This is a genomic window from Cylindrospermopsis sp. CR12 (assembly GCF_001432185.1).
GTDB lineage: Bacteria > Cyanobacteriota > Cyanobacteriia > Cyanobacteriales > Nostocaceae > Raphidiopsis > Raphidiopsis raciborskii.
Genome location: NZ_LMVE01000061.1, coordinates 29,301 through 49,447 on the forward strand (window position 1 = coordinate 29,301; position 20,147 = coordinate 49,447).

Annotated in this window: 21 protein-coding genes; 9 read left to right on the forward strand and 12 right to left on the reverse strand. The window is 39.9% G+C overall.

Features of this window, described 5'->3' with window-relative positions:
• Positions 1–39 precede the first annotated feature (39 nt).
• Positions 40–927 (forward strand): DNA/RNA non-specific endonuclease, encoded by an 888-nt coding sequence (locus ASL19_RS08095; protein WP_057177951.1) that lies wholly within the window; start codon positions 40–42, stop codon positions 925–927.
• Between the two features lie 82 nt (positions 928–1,009).
• Here ASL19_RS08095 and ASL19_RS08100 read toward each other — a convergent pair whose 3' ends face one another.
• The 6 genes from ASL19_RS08100 to ASL19_RS08125 all read right to left on the reverse strand — a co-directional run bounded on the left by ASL19_RS08100 (position 1,010) and on the right by ASL19_RS08125 (position 6,486).
• The gene (locus ASL19_RS08100) at positions 1,010–1,447 is read right to left on the reverse strand and encodes a hypothetical protein (protein ID WP_057177952.1); all 438 of its coding nucleotides are present in this window, start codon (positions 1,445–1,447) and stop codon (positions 1,010–1,012) included.
• Positions 1,448–1,758: 311 nt separating this feature from the next.
• On the reverse strand, positions 1,759–2,400 hold the full coding sequence (locus tag ASL19_RS08105) for a pentapeptide repeat-containing protein (protein ID WP_057177962.1): 642 nt from the start codon (positions 2,398–2,400) through the stop codon (positions 1,759–1,761).
• Positions 2,401–2,429: 29 nt separating this feature from the next.
• Positions 2,430–3,716: a DICT sensory domain-containing protein gene (locus tag ASL19_RS08110; protein ID WP_057177953.1), complete on the reverse strand. Its 1,287-nt coding sequence runs from the start codon at positions 3,714–3,716 to the stop codon at positions 2,430–2,432.
• Between the two features lie 26 nt (positions 3,717–3,742).
• The gene (locus ASL19_RS08115; protein ID WP_057177954.1) at positions 3,743–5,338 is read right to left on the reverse strand and encodes a photosystem II high light acclimation radical SAM protein; all 1,596 of its coding nucleotides are present in this window, start codon (positions 5,336–5,338) and stop codon (positions 3,743–3,745) included.
• A gap of 51 nt (positions 5,339–5,389) precedes the next feature.
• Positions 5,390–5,848, reverse strand: a complete 459-nt coding sequence (locus ASL19_RS08120; protein WP_057177955.1) for a DUF4079 domain-containing protein — start codon at positions 5,846–5,848, stop codon at positions 5,390–5,392.
• A 236-nt stretch (positions 5,849–6,084) separates the two neighbouring features.
• The gene (locus ASL19_RS08125; RefSeq protein WP_057177956.1) at positions 6,085–6,486 is read right to left on the reverse strand and encodes a DUF1830 domain-containing protein; all 402 of its coding nucleotides are present in this window, start codon (positions 6,484–6,486) and stop codon (positions 6,085–6,087) included.
• Between the two features lie 222 nt (positions 6,487–6,708).
• On the opposite strand from ASL19_RS08125, the gene ASL19_RS08130 reads away from it, so the two are divergent.
• Together ASL19_RS08130 and ASL19_RS08135 are read left to right on the forward strand one after the other, a co-directional pair.
• Positions 6,709–7,248, forward strand: a complete 540-nt coding sequence (locus tag ASL19_RS08130) for a hypothetical protein (protein ID WP_006276035.1) — start codon at positions 6,709–6,711, stop codon at positions 7,246–7,248.
• A 10-nt stretch (positions 7,249–7,258) separates the two neighbouring features.
• A complete protein-coding gene (locus tag ASL19_RS08135; protein WP_006276034.1) occupies positions 7,259–8,047 on the forward strand; it encodes an ATP-binding cassette domain-containing protein in 789 nt (262 codons plus the stop codon).
• An 8-nt stretch (positions 8,048–8,055) separates the two neighbouring features.
• Here the strand turns inward: ASL19_RS08135 and ASL19_RS08140 are convergent, their stop codons facing one another.
• Positions 8,056–8,835: a response regulator transcription factor gene (locus ASL19_RS08140; RefSeq protein ID WP_006276033.1), complete on the reverse strand. Its 780-nt coding sequence runs from the start codon at positions 8,833–8,835 to the stop codon at positions 8,056–8,058.
• A 464-nt stretch (positions 8,836–9,299) separates the two neighbouring features.
• Between ASL19_RS08140 and ASL19_RS08145 the strand changes: the two genes are divergently transcribed.
• The 3 genes from ASL19_RS08145 to ASL19_RS08155 all read left to right on the forward strand — a co-directional run bounded on the left by ASL19_RS08145 (position 9,300) and on the right by ASL19_RS08155 (position 12,592).
• Positions 9,300–9,554 (forward strand): DUF6761 family protein, encoded by a 255-nt coding sequence (locus tag ASL19_RS08145; RefSeq protein ID WP_057177957.1) that lies wholly within the window; start codon positions 9,300–9,302, stop codon positions 9,552–9,554.
• Positions 9,555–9,875: 321 nt separating this feature from the next.
• Positions 9,876–11,057 carry a 2-isopropylmalate synthase gene (locus ASL19_RS08150; protein ID WP_057177958.1) on the forward strand — a complete coding sequence of 394 codons (1,182 nt, stop codon included), beginning with the start codon at positions 9,876–9,878 and terminating at the stop codon, positions 11,055–11,057.
• Between the two features lie 47 nt (positions 11,058–11,104).
• Entirely contained in the window at positions 11,105–12,592 is a 1,488-nt protein-coding gene (locus tag ASL19_RS08155; RefSeq protein ID WP_057177959.1) for an MFS transporter, read from the forward strand.
• Here the strand turns inward: ASL19_RS08155 and grxD are convergent.
• From grxD to ASL19_RS08170, 3 genes are read right to left on the reverse strand one after another with little or no spacing between them, the layout of a single operon-like run.
• Complete coding sequence (grxD, locus tag ASL19_RS08160) at positions 12,589–12,924, reverse strand: Grx4 family monothiol glutaredoxin (RefSeq protein WP_006276027.1); 336 nt, start codon at positions 12,922–12,924, stop codon at positions 12,589–12,591. The two genes, ASL19_RS08155 and grxD, sit on opposite strands and share 4 nt — an antisense overlap.
• A 35-nt stretch (positions 12,925–12,959) precedes the next feature.
• Positions 12,960–13,190: a BolA family protein gene (locus ASL19_RS08165; protein WP_006276026.1), complete on the reverse strand. Its 231-nt coding sequence runs from the start codon at positions 13,188–13,190 to the stop codon at positions 12,960–12,962.
• Positions 13,191–13,246: 56 nt separating this feature from the next.
• Positions 13,247–13,816, reverse strand: coding sequence for a type IV pilus biogenesis/stability protein PilW (locus ASL19_RS08170; RefSeq protein WP_057177960.1), 570 nt, complete (start codon positions 13,814–13,816; stop codon positions 13,247–13,249).
• Positions 13,817–13,893: 77 nt separating this feature from the next.
• Here ASL19_RS08170 and ASL19_RS08175 point away from each other — a divergent pair, with 77 nt between their 5' ends.
• Positions 13,894–15,966, forward strand: a complete 2,073-nt coding sequence (locus tag ASL19_RS08175) for a S8 family serine peptidase (RefSeq protein ID WP_235528953.1) — start codon at positions 13,894–13,896, stop codon at positions 15,964–15,966.
• Here the strand turns inward: ASL19_RS08175 and ASL19_RS08180 are convergent.
• Positions 15,963–16,730, reverse strand: a complete 768-nt coding sequence (locus tag ASL19_RS08180; RefSeq protein ID WP_006276023.1) for a 1-acyl-sn-glycerol-3-phosphate acyltransferase — start codon at positions 16,728–16,730, stop codon at positions 15,963–15,965. The genes ASL19_RS08175 and ASL19_RS08180 overlap by 4 nt on opposite strands.
• A 101-nt stretch (positions 16,731–16,831) precedes the next feature.
• A complete protein-coding gene (gene tadA, locus ASL19_RS08185) occupies positions 16,832–17,296 on the reverse strand; it encodes a tRNA adenosine(34) deaminase TadA (protein ID WP_006276022.1) in 465 nt (154 codons plus the stop codon).
• Between the two features lie 255 nt (positions 17,297–17,551).
• On the opposite strand from tadA, the gene glpX reads away from it, so the two are divergent.
• Complete coding sequence (glpX, locus tag ASL19_RS08190; protein ID WP_006276021.1) at positions 17,552–18,589, forward strand: class II fructose-bisphosphatase; 1,038 nt, start codon at positions 17,552–17,554, stop codon at positions 18,587–18,589.
• A gap of 118 nt (positions 18,590–18,707) precedes the next feature.
• Positions 18,708–19,994 carry a glutamyl-tRNA reductase gene (locus ASL19_RS08195; protein ID WP_006276020.1) on the forward strand — a complete coding sequence of 429 codons (1,287 nt, stop codon included), beginning with the start codon at positions 18,708–18,710 and terminating at the stop codon, positions 19,992–19,994.
• Positions 19,995–20,147 lie beyond the last annotated feature (153 nt).

Consider the following 20,147-nt stretch of genomic DNA (forward strand, 5'->3'; position numbering starts at 1 on the left):
TCATCTTGTTATAATCTCTTAATGGAATGGTTATAAACCATGAAAGAATTGAAAAAACTATATTTTCTATCAATGCCCACACTAAACCGTATTATTTTTGCGGCTTTTTGTCTATTTATTAACTTGACACTGATTGTACTAACCTCGTTTCTACCAGCAAAGGCAATATCACTACCAACAAAACCAGATACAATACAGAACAGTGTGACATCGATTCATCTATTATTAGGTAATCCCAGTAATGCCACATCCAGTCTTGACAATCCAGATAATTACCTAATGATAAAACCTCAATATGCATTGTCCTACAATCGGAGTCATGGTAGTGCTAACTGGGTTGCTTGGCAACTTGATAAATCCTGGTTAGGAGATGCTAAACGCCAAGACAATTTTAGACCGGATGACACCCTACCTGATAGTTGGCCACGTATAAAACCAAGTGTTTACAATAGTTCAGGATACGATAGAGGTCACATTGCCAGATCAGCAGACAGAACCCAGAGTGTGGAAGACAATTCAGCCACTTTTTTAATGACTAATATTATTCCTCAAACACCCGACAACAATCGTAATACCTGGGGTAATTTAGAGGACTATAGTATGAAATTAGCTGAGGAAGGAAAGCAACTTTATATTATTGCTGGTGGGACTGGTGACAAAGGTAAACTGAAAAATTTGGTGACAATTCCCCAATACACCTGGAAGATTATTGTGGTTTTAGATGGCCCTGGTTTGGGACTGCAAGATGTGAATGTCAACACTCGTGTGATTGCTGTCAATATTCCCAATGATGAACAACTGGATAACAATTGGAGACTCTTTAGAACCAGTGTTGACAAGTTAGAAGAATTAACAGGATATGATTTTCTGTCTACTGTTTCTCCCAATATTCAGAAGGTAATTGAAAGCCAAGTTGATAACCTGTAAGTGGGTGGTTGGAATTAAAAAATATAAGATGAACGTGGGTTGGGTTACGCCACCCCTAACCCATCCTATAAAATCTCCAGTTCTAATTTTTAGCGTACTTGTCAAGAATCTGGGCTAAATCAGGTACTACTTCTTCCACATGCTTTTTGACTGGTACTCGTAGTTTGCCATAAACACCCTTGATGGTGGAATTAGTGCTTTTTTCAATGCGAATATCAGTAACACTAAATATCGCATCTGCTGTACGAGAGCGATTTTGGGTGAGGTGGGTTACCGCGTCTCCCGCTTCTAATCCCTCATTCCATAATGGTTCAAGTGCAGCAAAAGACTCTGGTAAAAGACGTTCAACCGCCCCAGCACAATACTTGGGACTTATTCCCTTAATAGTAGCATAGCCAGCTTTAATAGCAATGCCAGAAATACCTCCAATATTGGCAACTCGTGTTTCCAATAGGTTCATGCAATCAGCTACCAGCATTTGTCTTTTATCATCATTTTTTAGACCATCAATCAGAGCCATGTTTATTTTTCCTTCCAAGAATCTCTTGAAGTAGTTTATATGTAGCACAACCCATTTAGCAAGTGATAAACAACAGAATCAGGACTGTTATTTTGGTTTTTAAAAACTTGCCAAATAATCAAAATAAACAATAAATAATTCTATTAAATCTAAATCTAATTCCGATTTTTAAAAATAGCCCAAATGATAAATAAGGCAAATCCCACGTATGCAAAGACGGTCAACCATTCCGCAAGGTTACTCATATTCTATCCTATATTAATATAATGGTGAATCCCCCGATAAATCCGGGGAATTCTGTGGACACTGTGTTAATCATGATAAGTTTCTAGAATTGTACCCAATAAACAAGCTTGATATAAATTAGCTCCATTTAGACTAGCTGCTTCTAGCTCAGCACAAAGTAAATTTGCCCCGGCTAAATTTGCCCCAGCTAAATTTGCTCCTCTTAAATCAGACTCTTCTAGATTCGCTTGATTTAATAATGCTCCTTGTAGGTCTGCACGACTCAAATCAGCACCTTTAAGGTTTGCTCCGGTGAGGTTAGCACCCCGTAGGTCAGCACCTCGGAGGTCAACCCCCTGAAAGTTAACACTCATCAGGTTAGCACCGCTGAGAAAAGCTGCGGTTAAAGACGCTCCTGCAACTGTAGCGCCCATTAAATTTGCACCTCGTAAATTACTTCCCCTCAGATCTGCACCAGTAAGATCTGCTTGCATTAGATTAGCACCTAGCAGATTTGCTCGTAAATCTGCTCCCTGTAAACTTGCACCCATTAAGTTAGCTCCTTCAAGATGTGACCCCTCCAGGTTAACACTGACTAAATGAGCGCCAATTAAATTTGCACCTGCTAAATTCACAGCAGTTAGGTCAAATTCAGACAGATCCTGGTCTTCTAAATTTGCTCCTGGTAGTTGTTTAGTTTTTTCTGATTTTAGAGTTTCTATGTTCATTTTGGCTCTTAGATTTGAGATTGGTTGAATCATGACTGTCGGGAATCAATTAACCACATACTATTACTAAATTTGGGTGTCATACAAGGTAGATCCAGTCCCTGTTGTAAACCTAGGACTAATAAATTAAGGGTATTTATTAGTTCAGGGTCAAAGCGAGTCTGCTCTTGCTGTTTACATTTGGATAAAGCGAGGGCAAATATATCCTTATCCTCCATACCTTGTGGATTTTTGTGCTGTTGGTTAATCTCCCGTTGAAATTCCATCAGTAAAGCTAGAATTCTGGACTCCAAAGGTATTTTCTCCCCCGACAACCCCTCCGGAACACCATTGCCATTCCACCACTCATTCTGATGGATAATTATTTGAGCTATGTCCTGCAATTCTGGCATCCTGTCTAACACCTGCACTTCCCCATTGGTTTTATTTTGTTTCAGGTTATATATACGATGGAGTAAAGCGGCTAAACGTAACCTTTTAATTTGCCATGGGGGAAGGTCAAGTAATTGTGCCATAACTTCTGCCATTCCTGCTACCTGAACCGCAGCCATGGGATTCTCAATATCTCTCATCTCTATCAATTCAGCCATTCGTAACAAAGCTTGTAATTCATTAGAAACTAAGTTACGACTGAGGGAGTTTTTCCCCGTGGCAGATGTAACAGTGTTTTCACTACTCTTTAGGTACTCAATGACACGAGATACAATTACCTCAACCTCCTCAGAAGAAGCCATTTGCGTCTCAATTATCTGTTTATGGCTATTGAGCTTGTGTGCCAATTCCTGATTGTAATTTTCTATATGGGCGATCGCCAGTTCTGTAGTTTTGAGGACTAAATCTGGCTCAAAGGTCCACATTCCATAAAACTTTCTTTCTAGGTCAGAAGTTGGCAAACCCTGCATGCCATAATCCGCATCCGATAATTCTTGACAAATAACCATTGATGCGTAGCTAGGGGCCAAAATAATTAAATGCCATTCTTGAGATAAGGGATCTGTGGTGTTCAACTCCACCAAATTGACGTTTGGCAGTTGACTGGTGGAATGTGCTGCAAAACCCGCATCATCAGTAGCCATAATTACGACGTCTTGACTACATGCAGCTATATCCCTGTATCTATCGGCTTCTTGCAAATACCATTTACCGCGCTGAAAACAAGTAATTACTATAGGTTGCTCTCTCTTGTCTAGAATATGGTCTTCCAGTGCGTGACAGAGAGAGACCAAGGTATTTTTATAATACACTCCATAGCGAATAGGTCGGTTACTATGGCGACAAACGGTTTCTAGTTGTTGGAGAATAGAACCTTTTAACATGAGAGGAGGGGGGTGGGATAATGATTTTAAGATACACTAGTCAAATGTTGTGGCTGATTCCTTTCCATGGAAGCTGTCAATGCTGATTCCAAGTCAGCACAACCTAACTGTTCTTCTAAGATGTTCATTACCTCTCTTCCGAAATCGTTAGGATTACGACGCCAGGCCTGTAAACATACTTCTCCAAAAAAGGAACCTAGTGGTTCTGGGTTCCACAGAAGTTTTTTAGCTGTCCATGGCATTAAACTCATAGGATTATAACCTGGTTTGAGGACACCAGTTTTAAACGCATATTCTTCTAGATGGGTATGGGGTTGCAATCCAATAAAGAAAATTGCCGGTTCCACCTTATCACTGCCAAATATTCTTTCTAGCTCTCGATGATAGGCAATAGTTTGACGAATGGTTTCAAAACTTTCATCAATAACATTGAAAGAGTAGTTGACGGAAACTAAATCATTAAAACCCGCTGATTTTAGATCTCGGCAGTTTTGTAAAACCGTGCGCAAGTTATAACCCATACGCATTTTGCGTACAAGTTCCTGAGAACCGCTAGTAATACCAATTTCAAAGTAATTCATGCCAGTTTTAGCCATCAACTGACACAGTTCAGGTGTTAAGTTGTCTGCTCTAATATAGGCGGCCCAATGGATATCCGTCATACCAGAATCAACTATTTTCCCTAATAGTTCTATGGCATCATCAATATACTTACGAGCAGGGATAAATTGAGCATCAGTAAACCAGAAGTTACGAACCCCACGTTTATATAACTGTCTAATTTCAGCTACCACTTCATCAGCAGGGTTAATACGAACTTGTTTACCTTCTACTACAGTGTATACGCAGTAGCAACAGTTATGGGGACAACCACGCTTGGTTTGTACTCCAATATAAAAATCTTTGTCCTGTAAATAATAGTTGAATTCCGGCCAAACGGTCTCGATATAGTCGTAGTTACAAGCGGTTTTTTCTAGGGGGGTTGGTTGTTCGTGAATTAACCGTTGACGGGGAGCATTTTGCCCTACCACATAACAGCGTTCATCACGGAATTCTTCTCCTTTAAGATATTTAGTCAGTAAGGTTTCTCCTTCCCCCACGGAAACAATTGTTCCTTTGGGTAAACTTTTTCCCAACTGTTCATAAAATACACTCACTGCTCCACCACCAACCACTGCACGTGCTTGAGCCTGGTATTTTTTGGCGCGTTTCATCCCACCCCGGATTAAACCCAGGTTTCGCCACAGTTCTAAATAATAGGCAATGAAGATGCGCAACCCACCCAAAGCCCCCCTGAGTTTGATTAGGGGGTTTTTAGCGTAGTAAAATTCAAAGGCGTTTTGTAAAGGGTTCCCACCTCTACCACCCACGGGAGCATATATTTGAATATCTCGCCAAGAAAAAACTAATAGTGTGGGTTGAAATTCGTCTATACATCTATCCAGCGCAGCATCATAGTCCAGGGGTGGAACTGTTCCCAGGTCAAAAATTCTTTGTTCAATGTCAGGGAATTGTTTGTGAACATGATCACAAAGGTAAACTACCCCAATAGGAAAGATGGGGTTACAGGGAAGACGAACATAGAGTATTCGGTTTGCCATCATGGTTGTTTTAACTGCCATCTTGCCAAGTTATCGGGGATTTTTGAGGTTAAAAACTCAATTCATCTACTATTATAAATACTTTTGAACCACATTCCAACCTGTGAGACAGACCCAAGCAAAACCGAAAAACAAAATTGCATTGAGGGTGATGTGTAAGGGTCTGGCCCAAAATTTGCCCTGACTAATTTGAGTAGCACTAAGAGCGGAAGTCAGAACTAGTATGACTACGGTTAATCCAGCAAATAAATGGGAAGAATGCCCTAGGGATCCAAAATGCCCTAATGTACCAACTATACCAATTAATAACAGTAATAATACTAAAAATATTAGGGTAATACCAAGAAGATAATGAAAGGCTTTTACCAAATTATTGACTTTTGGCACAACTAGGCCTAAGGGAGATCTACCATTAGTTCTGACTTGCCATAACCAGTAAGCTGTAATAGCTAGAATAGTATAGACGAAAATGGCTAGACCCATAGACCAGGCAGCTATTCTCCATAGCCATAAAAAAGAAGGTAGGTGCATATTAAGTCTTGTTGAGTAAAATTTAGTAGTTTATGGTTTTCTTACGGTTTCAATCTCGATTATCCTAACATTTGGTGTGTATTTCCATAAAAAAGGTGCTGAAATTAGCACCTTTGTGGTTAACAAGGATATTTTTTTCTAATCACAACATATTAATCGGGGGTTAAAAAAGCACAACTGTTTAATTGACATGCTCAGTCATGATTGAGTCAATTGGAGTAGTTGCAGAATAATCTTTAATCCTTACTGTAGGAGGTTGAATAACTCGCAAGTGTTCTTGCTTCTAACAATGCGAATTGTTTATGAATTTCGCTAGAAATATCACGATTGTTATCAACATCTACTGCTAGTGTCTGGTTTCCATCATTCTCATCTTCATCTGTTTCTGTCAATCTTAGGCGATCACAGGGTATAGTATCGGAGAGAATTGCACTAGCCATCATTCCCGTATGAATTTCCATTTGAGCATATTTAGGAGCTTCAAATATAAGTCGCTGTCCGGGAAAGATAACTCTTTCAAAATACCAATTAGGAACGTTAGAGATACGAGCTACCTGGATTTTACTCGTAGCATTGATGTAGCAGCAGAGGATTTTCCCCGATTGCTCTGGTGGTAGAGAATCTAATATTTGAGCCATAACTGCTGAGGAGCTTATTACGCCGCAATTTTACATTACATATTTAACTTTAGCACTCAATGATCCCCAATTGCTGTAACTGGGACTACCAACTGGAATTTTCTGCATTATTTCTATCGAAAATTGGAAGGTTCCTTCCGGTTTTGCCACTGGTTTTTTAGATTTATGATAAGATATAATACCCCTCTCAATCCCACATCTGGATTCTGTCCTAGAAAGTCTATGACTGAAAGCACCACGTTTTTCCTTTCTCCGTTGATTAGGATTACTCTTCTAACACTCTATATAGCCTTAACACTACCTTTACCATTTTTAGCGGAAGTTACACAAGCACCTGTCACACCACTACTATTATGGTTAGGGATAATAATTGGATTAGTGGCATTATATGCTGTGCTTACCCAAAGAGTGATTGTCAACGAACAAGAAATTCAAGTCACCTATCCTGTTTGGGTTCCTAAACTGTTACGTCAAGACTGGTCCTTACCCTGGTCTGAAATTAAAAGTCTCAAATGTCGCACCACAGGACAGGGAGGTTTGGTTTACTATTTCCTCACGGATGAGGGTAAAGCTTATTTGTTACCCATGCGCGTTGCTGGATTCAACCGTCTAGTGAAGTTTGTTCAGTTAAAAACAGGTATGGACACCACTGATGTCCGTCCCCTATCCCAACCCTGGATGTATTTAATCTTATTGATTTGTACTATTATCCTATTATTAGTAGATGCTTGGACTATTAATATAGCTAATTCTATGATTTAACCTTGATTTAATGCTTGAAGATGCTCCCGAAAAATTATCACCCCTGCTCAAACTGGAGCAAGTTAGTTTATGGGCAAAATTGAAAGCCCCATCGCCCAAAAACATGATGGGGTATCCAATCTTGCAAAATATCTCCTGGGAAATCTTTCCAGGCGATCGCACAATAGTCGTAGGTAAATCGGGATCTGGAAAAACATCACTGCTGAGACTACTAAACCGACTAGAGGATCCTAGTAGTGGTAAGATTTACTTAAATAACCAAGAATACCCTGGAATTCCCATAGTAGAACTGCGTCGACAGGTAGTTCTTGTAGCACAAGAACCTAAACTATTGGGGATGACAGTCAGGGAATCCCTAGCATATCCTTTATTGTTAAGAAATATATCTCAGGGAGAAATTGAAGAAAGAATTGGATATTGGAGAGAGCGACTAAAAATTCCTCAAACTTGGATGGGAATGACAGAATTACAGCTTTCCCTGGGTCAGCAGCAATTAGTAGCCCTGGTGCGCGCTCTTGTCACCCGGCCCAAAATTCTGTTGTTAGACCAACCCATTTCCGCTCTAGACCCAGTTGAGACTTCCTGGTTGCTAGAAAGAATCATAGAAGGGATTTCTGACCTTTGCCCAGATGTAAAAACCGCAGTTTTGATGGTCACTTATCAAATTAACATTTTCCAAGAGTTTAGTAATCGTTTATTGCATCTTGAGCAAGGTCAAATTGTTACCAACCTAGCAAGCTCACAAGTGGAATGGGATGCTCTAAAAACTAGTCTCATAACAGCAGCAGAAGAATGGTAAAGCACACCTCAACCCCTCTGAGTAGCCAAAGTAGCACGATTATCAGTAAATCTTTCCCTTGTTAACCTGGTTTGAGCTGGTAAAACAGGTGAAACAGTTGCCTTTAAAATTTCCATGTTAAATCTATACCCCACATTACGAATGGTTTGGATCAAACTAGGTTGGCGCGGATCCAGTTCTACCTTTTTCCGCAATGATAAAACATGAGTATCAATAGTTCGGGGATTATCAATAGCATCTGGCCAAGCACGACGTAGCAACTCAGATCTACTTAAGGGTGACCCACCAGCTTGCGCTAAAACATAAAGTAAACTAAACTCCTGAGGTGTTAAGTCTACAAACTCCCCTTGTAGACGTACCCGGCGTTGAACTAAATCAATTTGTAAACTACCATAATCTAAATGAGCTGGTGCAGTAGGCGTACGTTTACGGCGAATCAAAGATTCTACTCGTGCAAGAAATTCTTGCATACCAAAGGGTTTACTCAAATAGTCATCCGCCCCCGCTTTTAACCCTGCTACAATATCTGCTTCATTATTACGAGCAGATAGCATCAGGATTAAAGGTTGATCCTGACCATGTAACCAGTGGCAAAATTCCACACCGTCACTGTCAGACAAATCAGCATCCAGAATAACCAAAGTTGGCTGATGGGTTAAAAAAACTTCCCTTGCTTGATAGATACTAGCGGCTTGATGTACTTTGTATTCTAGCTGTTGCAAGTGCCAACCCAGCAAAGATCTCAGATGAGGATTCCCCTCAATAATTTCAATACAAACCGATCCCACAGTTGTAAGACCCCTTAGCGTCGATGATTTTCAAATTAACAATCTCAGGCGGAATGTTTTGTAGTTTTTGTTACTTGAGTTGACCTAATCTTTATATTTACTCACCCAAAACCTCACAAAAAATTTAAATCTCCTGGAAATTTGGCAAAATCTTATTTTATTTTAATTTTATCTTATTTTAACTTTTGCAACCAATCCCCACCCTGATATTTGTTAGGTGCAATGCGGGAAATTTTAATCTTAGTTTTGCTTTTGGGAACTGGGAAAAAATGTTTAATCTTGACTATAATTTAGGATATGATCAAGTCGTTAACTGCTGGAGGGTTTATTTAACACTGCGGGGGACCCTTGAATATCCCTTTCAAGCAAGTCTTAAAGAATCCGCCTCTCTTTAGATGGTGGAGTGTCAATTTTGATTGTAAATCATATACAATTCCCATTCTCACTAAATTAAATCAGCGGTTATGCTTCAAGACACACAAACCATCCGCTACTACCAAAGACTTACGGACGCCTTCGTCGAATTATGGAATCGCGGTTACCATCAAGATGATATGCGGATGTACTTGGATGGATATCTAGCAGCTCTGCGACAAAGTAATGCTATTGAACCCTATCTAATTCATCGCTTAGAGGAGGAGGCCATTCGCTACTTACATGATGGGTCTAACTTTGCGGTGGTGCAACCAGAACCTGAGCGTTATCATGGTTATTACTAGCTGTTTTTATTCCTACTGATAACTCAACTACTGTTTTAACCCCCTTTAGCACGACTGAGCTAAGGGGAATTTTAGTGTCAGGTACCTTAACTAAATAGGCGATCGCCTGTCAAGGAGAAAATGCAAGTCCTAGTACTAGTAGGGAGGCACAATTATTTGTAGGATAGGTCGAGTAACGAGACCCGTGGCGTTGGGTTTCATACTTCAACCCAACCTACGTTCATCTTATATTTAATTCCACCCACCTACTTAGAGTAATTAATTTTTGTGATTTAGAGTTTTGTAAAGATATTCAACACTTCTGAATTAAAGGAACATAATATGATTAAAATTCTGGATTCCACGCTAAGAGAAGGTGAGCAGACACCAGGAGTTTATTTTTCTCCGGAAAAAAAGTTAGTAATTGCCCAGTTATTAGATGAAATAGGTGTAGATGTGATTGAGGTGGGTAATCCATCAGTAGATAATGAAATTGCTTTGGCTATTCAACAAATAGTTAAGGAGGGTCTTAAAGCTAAAATTGGTGCTCATTCGCTGTGCAAAATAGATGCTGTCAAAAAAGCTATTGATTGCGGAGTTGACTTTTTGGGGGTGTTTTTCAGTGTTTCGCAAAAGCGATTGAAACAAGACTATAACATTTGTTTATCAGCAGCAATAGAGAAGATTGTAGAAGTAATTGAATATGCAAAAACCCAAAAACCCGATTTATTAATTAGATACACACCGGAGGATACAGTTAGATCATCTATGGAAAATGTTGTTCAAGCAGCTACTGCAGCGATTAAAGCGGGGGCGGACATCGTTAGTATAGCTGATACAACAGGTTATACGACACCTTTTGATCCCAGTCGTAGTATTTATGTGCAGGTAAAAACCTTGAAAGAAGAACTAGCCAATCAAGGTTTATACCCGCAAATAGAAGTACATTGTCATAATGACAAGGGCCTAGCGCTAACCAATGCTTTAGATGCTTATAGAGCGGGGGTAGATATGATTGATACAGCAGTTATGGGATTGGGAGAAAGAGCGGGAATTGTGGACTTGGCAGAATTATTAGTTAACTTAGTTGACATGGGAGAAGCAAAAAAATGGCAACTCCATTTTCTGCGAGATTTATATGATTTTGTTAGTAAATATGCCCACATTGTAATTCCTCCCAATCGACCAATAACTGGTAAAAATGCCTTCACCCATTATGCGGGTGTTCACGTAAAAGCAGTAGTAAAAGATGAGAGTTTGTATCAGAGTTTAGATCCCCAAACTTTAGGAATGAAAAGTGGTATAGCATTGGGAATGCAATCTGGATCTACTGCTGTAGAACAGGCTTTAATTCACATTGGTAGACAAGATTTGGCACAAAATAAAGATTTAGTCAGCAAAATCTTACAAGCAGTCAAGGAAATTGCCAAAAGAGGTGTACCCATAGATATTCAGGAGGATTTACCAAGTATTATTGACCGTTTTCAAATTCAAGGATCTGAAAAGTTCCTGAACATACCCTAAGCAAATAAACAAAAAATTTGGTTTTTAAAAACACCCCACTCAAAAATATGAAAGCAATTTACACCCAGCAAGAAGAAGTCAAAAATCCCCACAGGTGGTTAACAGTTCTAGGTATTGGAATTGGGGTGTTTATTTTTGCCCTAGATGTTTATATTGTCAATTTGGCCTTACCTGTGATGATTCAATCACTCCATACTAACTTTGCCACAATCCAATGGGTGGTTTTAAGTTACTTATTGGCGATCGCAGTTTTTGTGCTTAGTGCTTCCAAACTAGGCGATATGTGGAGCAAAAAAAGGCTTTATATTGCTGGTCTTTCAGTATTTACATTTAGCTCTTTGCTATGTGGAATTGCTCCAAATGTGGAGATTTTAATTTTCTTTCGGGCTTTACAGGGGTTAGGTGCTGCATTTATATCTGGTTTGGGTACAGCTATACTTGTAGAAACATTTCCCCAGACAGAAAGAGGTTTAGTATTAGGAATTAGAGCTGGGATTTTTGGATTAGGAATCATGTTAGGTCCAACTATAGGTGGGGTATTAATTAATTTAGGAGATTGGCCACTGATATTTTTGATTAATGTTCCTATCGGGATTATTGCCTGTTTAATAGTCGCCTATTTAGTACCAGATAACCAAATTAGCTTAGAAGACCAAAGATTTGACCTAGTGGGAACCCTAATTTTGACTGTTACTCTAACCTGTTTAACATTAGGCATTAGTATATTACAAACTCAAGGTTTAAATTCTTCATTAGGAGTGATTTTACTATTTATCTCCGTAATTTCTTTAGCTATTTTCTTGGTAGTGGAATCCAAAATATCACAACCGATGCTAGATTTGAAAATTTTCCAGTCTCTGGAATTTAGCCTAGGTTTAGTGTTAAGATTTTGGGGTAATTTCGTTATGGCGGGATCTATTTTCATGTTGCCGTTTTTTCTCGAATTAGTGAAAAAATACCCAACACAGAAAACAGGGTTACTCTTAGCAGTACCACCAATCATTATCGCGATCACTGCTCCCCTATCTGGAATTTTATCCGATAAGTTCGGTTCTCGAAATATTAGTATAATCGGGTTACTATTAATGGCAATTGGCTGTTTATCAGTCAGTGGATTTAACACGGACTTGACGGTTTGTGGTTACATTGTAGCTATTATCCCCTACGGTTTAGGAGTGGGGATGTTTCAATCTCCCAATAACAGCACCATTATGGGTGCAGCACCCTCACATAGCTTGGGTATTGCTTCTGGTTTGTTATCCTTATCCAGGATTTTAGGACAAACGGTAGGAGTTCCCCTGGTGGGAGCCATATTCTCTTTTACGACTATTACCAGTGCTGATCTTAGTTTTAGTATAGATGTGACGAATGCACCAGTTGAAGCTCTAGTTTTTGGCACACAAATTACCTTTAGAGCTGTAGCTGGTCTGTTATTGATATCTACAATGTTGGTAATTTGTTTTTGGTGGCTCAATAAAAACTTTGCCAACGGGTTCCCCCTTAGATTAAAAAGGGGGATTAAAGAGGATATTTAAGAAGCTAATGCTACTTCAACTTTTTGCTGTAATTCACCTTTTTGATATAGTTCAATCAAAATATCAGACCCACCAACAAATTCCCCATTAATGTAAACCTGGGGAATTGTGGGCCAGTTTGAATATTCCTTAATACCTTGACGAACGTTATAGTCAGAAAGAACATCAAAGGTCTCAAAGGGGACTCCTAAAGTGTTGAGAATTTGTACAACATTATTAGAGAAACCACATTGAGGCATTAATTTAGTTCCTTTCATGAAAACCATTATTTTGTTTTCTTTGACTAATTTATCAATTGTTGCTGTAATTTCTGTTGGGTTTTCTACTGTCATGGTTTTAATTCCTTGTTGTGTTAATTGTCAATAGTCTAGGGAGCAGATGTTTTCAAAGCCAAAGCGTGAATCGCCTCGGTTGACATAGCTTGTTTTAAAGCATCATAAACTATCCGATGTTGTTGTACAAGTCCTTTACCCGCAAACTGGGATGAAACCACTGTTACTTGATAGTGGTCTCCACCACCGGTTAGGTCTTGCACTTGCACTTGTGCATCCGGTAGTTCTCCTTTAATCATTTGTTCAACCTGTTGGGGAGTTATCATTGTTATTCCTGAAAAAACATCCTTCTTTAAATTATTATCAGTTATTCCAGAATCTGCTACTTTCCTGGATTGTCCGTCTTTCCAGGATAAGGTGTGTCGACAAAACCTAGTTCCCACAGTTGTTGATAAGCCTTTTTGCCTAGTTCCCAGGTAGGGTTTTGACTCTTAATGACTTGAATTAAAAGAGGTATGGCCAAATCAGGTTGGTTTAATGAACGATGTACCAATGCTAACTGATAAGTTGCTTCATCTCGTTTTTGGGCTGTTTCTAGGGCCTTTTTGCGGTGGGAATCAGAGATGCTAAAGTCAATCCCGGAAAAACTGGCATTTAAATCTTGGTAAAAAGTAGATAGCTGATTATATATTTGACGAGCTTCCTGGAGTTTTTTCACCGCTAGGGTATAGTTTTTGCCAGACACCGCTTCCTGTCCCTCCTTCATCAGGCGATCGCCTCCTGTAATACTTAGTAGACTGGTATTTTCACTCTTGCTTGGGGTTGGACTGGGTTGCTTATCATTAGGTTTAGTCTGTACTGGTTTATTTTGTGACTGGACTACCTGAGATTGAGCGGGTAAGGACAGACCACAAAATATTATGGGCAATAAGTAAATAGTTTTTAGATTCATATATACTAGAGTGACCACCACACTAAGTTAAGCATAGTTTCCAGTATCTTTATCAAAAATATTTAATGATCAAGAATATGATCAACAACCAACCAGTAGTTTTACAACGTGGAGGAGAAGAGTTAATTCTCATAAAATCCACGGAACGTTTTACCCTTCGTTTCCATGCTGACCTAAGCAAAGAGGAATTATCCAGGATCTCCTGGGGAAAATGGCAGCGTACTATTCCCAGAGCGAAGTTGGAATTGTTCACTGTTGCACCGAATCAGATAGAATTGGCTATGTCCCAAGCTAGATCTGATCAAAGAGTGGTTTTTGCCAGTCATGTTTATCAATTACAGGATAACCCTAGCAGCTATGTCTATTTAAGTGATCAGATAACAATTCAATTTGCCGCTTGGGTAGATACTAATAAGATTACTATTATAACCTCTTCACTTAATCTAACTGAAGAAAAACCCATAGCTGATTTACCCAATACCTTTATATTTTTAGTCAGCAAAGAGTCCCCACATAATCCTCTCAAAATTGCCAACCAACTACAAACCTTACCAGAAGTCTTAGCAGCTGAACCAAACGTTTTTATTCAACAAGAAACCCATTACAGACCCAGCGATTCCCTCTATCCTCAACAGTGGTATCTCAATCACAATGGTGGAAATCAACTGGCGATCAGTTCACACATTTGTGTAGAGCAAGCTTGGGATATAACTCGTGGGATACGTTCAGTGGTAGTCGCAGTTGTGGATGACTCCTTTGATTTGAACCACCCAGATTTACAAGGAGTGGGTAAAATTGTTGCTCCCAGAGATTTGAAAGAAAAAGACTTTTTACCCCTACCAGGAGAGCAAGAAACTAGTCATGGTACTGCTTGTGCTGGACTAGCAGTTGCTGAAGAAAATGGACAGGGTATTGTTGGTGTGGCCCCCGGTTGTGCCCTCATGCCAATTCGTACAACTGGATATTTGGATGATGAATCAATTGAGGACATATTCAACTGGGCATTAAAATACAATGCCAGTGTTATCTCCTGTAGCTGGGGAGCATCTGCGGTTTATTTTCCCTTATCTTTACGCCAAAAAGCAGCAATTACCCGTGCTGCAACCCAGGGACGGAATGGAAAAGGATGTGTAATTCTTTTTGCAGCAGGTAATGCTAACCGTCCCATTAGTGGTACAATAGACGAGAAGAATTGGCCTAAGGATCTGTTAAAAGGCAAAACCAAGTGGTTAAGTGGTTTTGCTATTCATCCCGATGTAATTGCCGTTTCTGCATCTACAAGTTTAAATAAAAAAGCCGCCTACAGCAATTGGGGAGAGAATATTTCTGTTTGCGCTCCTAGTAATAATGCTCCTCCGGGAATGTGGTTTCAAGAAAGTGGTTTTGTTTACACCCAACCGACTATTTCAACAACTATAGATGGCCTGGGAATGTTGACAACAGATCAAATAGGGAAAGCGGGTTACAATCCTGGAAACTTCACTAATAATTTTGGTGGAACTTCCAGTGCTACCCCTGTGGTTGCTGGAGTAGCAGCATTAATGTTATCAGCCAATCCGGATTTAACCGCTCAACAAGTCAACCGTATTTTACAAGAAACCACTGATAAAATTGTTGATCCACAACCAGATCCCCAATTGGGTTTGCAGGGAGGTACTTATAATAGCAATGGTCATTGCTTGTGGTTTGGTTATGGTAAGGTGAATGCAGCTAAAGCAGTAAGAGCAGCCCAAAAATTAAGAGGGAATGGATTGGTTGCCAATAATGCCAATAAATTGATCAGGGGGGAAAATAAAACTCAGGTTACTATTCCCGATGGGCAAAAACAAGGAGTGAGAACTACAATTGTGGTTCCTCAAAATATTATTATTAATGATATTAGAATTGCCGTGAATATTAGCCATGATTTTTTGGGAGATCTAGAAATTTATTTGATTTCCCCCAACAGTCAATCTTTGTTATTGCAAAGTCGCACTCTAGGAAGACAAACCCGTTTAGAAAAAACCTATACACTTAGTTCCCAACCGGTTCTCAAACAGCTGCTAAATTCATCAGCTAAGGGAAATTGGCAGTTACATGTTGTTGACTGTTCTCCCCAGGATATGGGTAAACTCAATGGTTGGGAATTACTGATTGCTTATGGGGATTAGGAGTTGGTTAAACAATTAGCTCTTAAAGAGAAATCTGGTTGGGAATCAGCAACTTCTTGTAATTTACTTCTTAAATCCCTAGTTAAATACTTAGCATTCTGTTTTAAACAACCATGTATATAATCCGTAACTTTAACTGGTTCACCAATACGAATTTTGACTTTTGTTCCCCAACTAGGGTAGGGTCGATCGTAATTAATAGCAACAGGTATAATCTTGATGTCTAAATTAGGGTCTAGAGATTGAGCATTTATAGACAAACGAGCTATACCGGATTTTAAGGGATGAATCTTACCATCTCGAAAAATTCCACCCTCGGGATAAATAACTAACATTTCTCCCCCTAACATTAAATCTACAGCATGACGTAGAGATCTAATCCCAGGACGTTGAAGATTGACAGCAAAACCCCCCATACTGAGAATAAACCAACCTTGTATCCCTCGACATTCACTACTCATCACCATAAATCTCAGATCCCGTCCGGTAATATAACGCCCCGCAGCATAAGCTAAAAGCAGGGGATCCCAGCGAGAACGGTGTGTAGGTGCTAGAATTACTGGACCTTTGATGGGAATATGTTGTTGACCCGCAACATCAATACGACCAAAAAACGAGGGTATAACCAAATTATATCCTAACCAATAGGCCAAGGGAGTTAACCAGGGAGAAATCCATGACCTAGTGTGGGAAAAGGGAGGATCTAAGCAAATATTTGGAGACTGACCCGCGAAACTGGTAGAAGCAGAGTGAGATTCCTTCATGGTGGTTAGTAGTTAGCGGATGTGACGCAAACTGGATTGTTTCTACCGTAAATTTTCTTGGGTAATTTTTGTTTTAGTATCTGGACAGTTTTACCTTGTGTCTATGATTCATAAGCAGATTTTTGATTTTTTTGGTATCTTTGACCCACAAACCAAGACTGTAATTTTTCACGGGAAGCTGATTCCAGCATACCTCCAATAACTTGTAAACGGTGATTGGATGCAGGACTACCAGGGATGTTAATAACAGTACGAATGGCACCAGTTTTAGGATCGTCCACTGCGTAGACTAAAGTCTGTAACCGTGCGTGAATTATAGCACCAGCGCACATAGGACATGGCTCCAGGGTGACATAAAGTGTACATTGATCTAAGTGCCAATTTTGTAAGGTTCTTGCTGCTGAACGAATGGCAATAATTTCTGCATGGGCGGTAGGATCTTGATCTCGTTGTTTGCGGTTTTCCCCCTGACCAATTAAATTACCCTGGGGATTCACAATTACACACCCCACAGGTACTTCTCCCGCATCACCCGCAATCTGTGCTAGTTTAAGAGCTTCACTCATCCATCCCTGATGATACTTGATCAGTGATAGGTAGTCGGATTCGATATTTTTGCTTTCCACTTCTTATCCTTGTTTAGTTGACAAAATTCTACCTTTGTGCATGGGAAAATAGACCCCTGTCTTCTCCTGGTTGTAAAACTTAACAAACTGATTATCCAAAGTATTTCTCATTGAAGTACCGGACTTTGGTAGACTTATAGACTGAAATAGCCATAGCAAAAGTCGCTAAAGATCAGCAATTAAGAGGGTAGACCTGTGGAAAATACAATTGGTTTAGAAATTATTGAGGTTGTCGAACAAGCTGCGATCGCCTCTGCAAAGTGGATGGGTAAGGGTGAAAAGAACACTGCTGACCAGGTAGCAGTAGAAGCTATGCGCGAACGGATGAATAAAATCTATATGCGCGGTCGCATTGTAATTGGTGAAGGGGAACGTGATGACGCGCCCATGCTTTACATCGGTGAAGAAGTGGGAATTTGTGCTAACCCAGACAATGCTATCTCCTGTAGTCCTGATGAGTTAATGGAAATTGATATTGCTGTTGACCCTTGTGAAGGTACTAATCTGGTAGCTTATGGACAACCAGGTTCCATGGCAGTTTTAGCAATTTCTGAACGAGGTGGTCTTTTTGCTGCTCCTGACTTCTATATGAAGAAGTTGGCCGCACCCCCAGCAGCTAAGGGTAAGGTTGATATCAACAAGTCAGCTACTGAAAACCTCAAAATTCTGTCGGAATGCTTAGGCCGATCTATTGAGGAACTGGTGGTCGTTGTTATGAAGCGCGAGCGCCACAATGATTTAATTAAGGAGATCCGTGAAGCTGGTGCAAGAGTTCAATTGATCTCTGATGGTGATGTGGGTGCAGCTTTGTCTTGCGGTTTTGCTGGTACTAATATCCACGCTCTCATGGGTATTGGTGCAGCTCCTGAAGGTGTAATTTCTGCTGCTGCTATGCGCGCCCTAGGTGGTCACTTCCAAGGTCAGTTAATTTACGACCCCGCAGTGGTTAAAACTGGTTTGATTGGCGAAAGCAAGGAGTCTAATTTAGAACGACTTTCTTCTATGGGTATTAATGAACCAGATAAAGTTTATGATGCTCATGAATTGGCATCTGGTCAAACCGTCTTGTTTGCAGGTTGTGGTATTACTAGTGGTAATTTGATGCAAGGTGTGCGGTTCTTCCAGGGTGGTGCAAGAACTCAAAGTTTGGTCATCTCTACCCAGTCTAAGACTGCTCGCTTTGTAGATACTATTCACATGTTTGAACAACCTAAAGTTGTGCAACTGCACTAATTTTTGTTAACTAACTGGTAAAGGGTGATTGGCAAATGGTATACCATTACCTGTTACCCTTTGCCATGATAACTACGAAAAACAGCAAGAGCGTTATTCCAGTCATAAGAAATTAAAGATGAATATTGCAGTAGTGGGGTTAAGTCACAAAACAGCCCCAGTTGAAGTAAGAGAAAAATTAAGTATTCCTGAACCCCAAACCGAAAGTGCGATCGCTCACTTGCTCAACTATCCTCACATTGATGAGGTGGCTATCCTCAGTACCTGTAACCGGTTGGAAATTTATGTTGTCAGCAGCGATATCCCCCAGGGAATTCGGGAAGTGACACAGTTTCTCGCTGAGCATAGCAAACTACCTGTAGGTTCTTTACGTCAACATCTGTTTACTCTTATCCATACCGATGCTGTGACTCATATCTTGCGAGTTGCTGCTGGTTTGGATAGTCTAGTTCTTGGAGAAGGACAAATTCTGGCTCAGGTGAAAAATACTCACAAACTGGGACAGCAATACAATGGTGTAAAAACAATTTTAAATCGTTTATTTAAACAAGCTTTAACTGCTGGTAAAAGAGTTCGTTCTGAAACGAGCATTGGCACTGGAGCGGTCTCTATTAGTTCAGCAGCTGTAGAGTTGGCACAAATTAAGGTAGAAAATTTAGAACTATACCGGGTACTAATTGTGGGTGCGGGAAAAATGTCTCGTCTACTGGTACAACATTTGATTTCTAAGGGCGCATCCCATATTAGTATTGTTAATCGCTCCCAAGAACGAGCAGCAGAACTGGCTAAACAGTTCCCAGAGGTGACTATTCACATTCATCTCCTCCCAGAAATGATGTCTGTTATTTCTCATAGTGATTTAGTCTTTACTAGCACTTCCTCCACAGAACCAATTATCAACCGCTCTAAATTAGAAATGGTTTTAGACCCTAACCATTCTCTCATGTTGTTTGATATCTCCGTACCTCGCAATGTGGACTCGGATGTAAATTGTTTAAATAATGTCCAGGTTTTTAATGTGGATGACTTAAAAGCAGTGGTAGCTCAAAACTACGAAAGTCGTCGCAAAATGGCCCAAGAAGCTGAAAAAATCTTGGACGAAGAGGTGGAGTCTTTTGATATCTGGTGGCGCAGTTTGGAAACTGTCTCTACTATCAGTTCTTTGAGAAATAAAATCGAACACATCCGCGAACAAGAATTACAAAAGGCTCTTTCCCGATTGGGTTCGGAATTTGGCGAAAAACATCAGGAAGTAATTGAAGCCCTGACTAGGGGAATAGTTAATAAAATATTACATGACCCTATGGTACAATTACGATCACAACAGGACATAGAAGCCCGACGTAACTGTATGCGAACTTTACAAATGTTATTTAATTTGGATACGGAGGAGCAATTCAGCTAGTAAAACTCGAAGTATCTGGGAGTTTCTTACAATCTAAGATCCTGTAACTCCCTGGTCTGCTCTTCTAATCTAACCTGCAAGCGATCGCACACTAAATCGCACAGTTGAAACAATATGGGATCCACAATCTCATAAGTAGTTATGCAAAATTAA

Excerpts from the sequence above, each read along its gene's own strand:
- ASL19_RS08095 (WP_057177951.1), top strand. The coding sequence starts at position 40 with ATGAAAGAATTGAAAAAACTATATTTTCTATCAATGCCCACACTAAAC.
- ASL19_RS08100 (WP_057177952.1), bottom strand. The coding sequence starts at position 1,447 with ATGGCTCTGATTGATGGTCTAAAAAATGATGATAAAAGACAAATGCTG.
- ASL19_RS08105 (WP_057177962.1), bottom strand. The coding sequence starts at position 2,400 with ATGAACATAGAAACTCTAAAATCAGAAAAAACTAAACAACTACCAGGA.
- ASL19_RS08110 (WP_057177953.1), bottom strand. The coding sequence starts at position 3,716 with ATGTTAAAAGGTTCTATTCTCCAACAACTAGAAACCGTTTGTCGCCAT.
- ASL19_RS08115 (WP_057177954.1), bottom strand. The coding sequence starts at position 5,338 with ATGGCAGTTAAAACAACCATGATGGCAAACCGAATACTCTATGTTCGT.
- ASL19_RS08120 (WP_057177955.1), bottom strand. The coding sequence starts at position 5,848 with ATGCACCTACCTTCTTTTTTATGGCTATGGAGAATAGCTGCCTGGTCT.
- ASL19_RS08125 (WP_057177956.1), bottom strand. The coding sequence starts at position 6,486 with ATGGCTCAAATATTAGATTCTCTACCACCAGAGCAATCGGGGAAAATC.
- ASL19_RS08130 (WP_006276035.1), top strand. The coding sequence starts at position 6,709 with ATGACTGAAAGCACCACGTTTTTCCTTTCTCCGTTGATTAGGATTACT.
- ASL19_RS08135 (WP_006276034.1), top strand. The coding sequence starts at position 7,259 with ATGCTTGAAGATGCTCCCGAAAAATTATCACCCCTGCTCAAACTGGAG.
- ASL19_RS08145 (WP_057177957.1), top strand. The coding sequence starts at position 9,300 with ATGCTTCAAGACACACAAACCATCCGCTACTACCAAAGACTTACGGAC.
- ASL19_RS08150 (WP_057177958.1), top strand. The coding sequence starts at position 9,876 with ATGATTAAAATTCTGGATTCCACGCTAAGAGAAGGTGAGCAGACACCA.
- ASL19_RS08155 (WP_057177959.1), top strand. The coding sequence starts at position 11,105 with ATGAAAGCAATTTACACCCAGCAAGAAGAAGTCAAAAATCCCCACAGG.
- grxD (WP_006276027.1), bottom strand. The coding sequence starts at position 12,924 with ATGACAGTAGAAAACCCAACAGAAATTACAGCAACAATTGATAAATTA.
- ASL19_RS08165 (WP_006276026.1), bottom strand. The coding sequence starts at position 13,190 with ATGATAACTCCCCAACAGGTTGAACAAATGATTAAAGGAGAACTACCG.
- ASL19_RS08170 (WP_057177960.1), bottom strand. The coding sequence starts at position 13,816 with ATGAATCTAAAAACTATTTACTTATTGCCCATAATATTTTGTGGTCTG.
- ASL19_RS08175 (WP_235528953.1), top strand. The coding sequence starts at position 13,894 with ATGATCAACAACCAACCAGTAGTTTTACAACGTGGAGGAGAAGAGTTA.
- ASL19_RS08180 (WP_006276023.1), bottom strand. The coding sequence starts at position 16,730 with ATGAAGGAATCTCACTCTGCTTCTACCAGTTTCGCGGGTCAGTCTCCA.
- tadA (WP_006276022.1), bottom strand. The coding sequence starts at position 17,296 with ATGAGTGAAGCTCTTAAACTAGCACAGATTGCGGGTGATGCGGGAGAA.
- ASL19_RS08195 (WP_006276020.1), top strand. The coding sequence starts at position 18,708 with ATGAATATTGCAGTAGTGGGGTTAAGTCACAAAACAGCCCCAGTTGAA.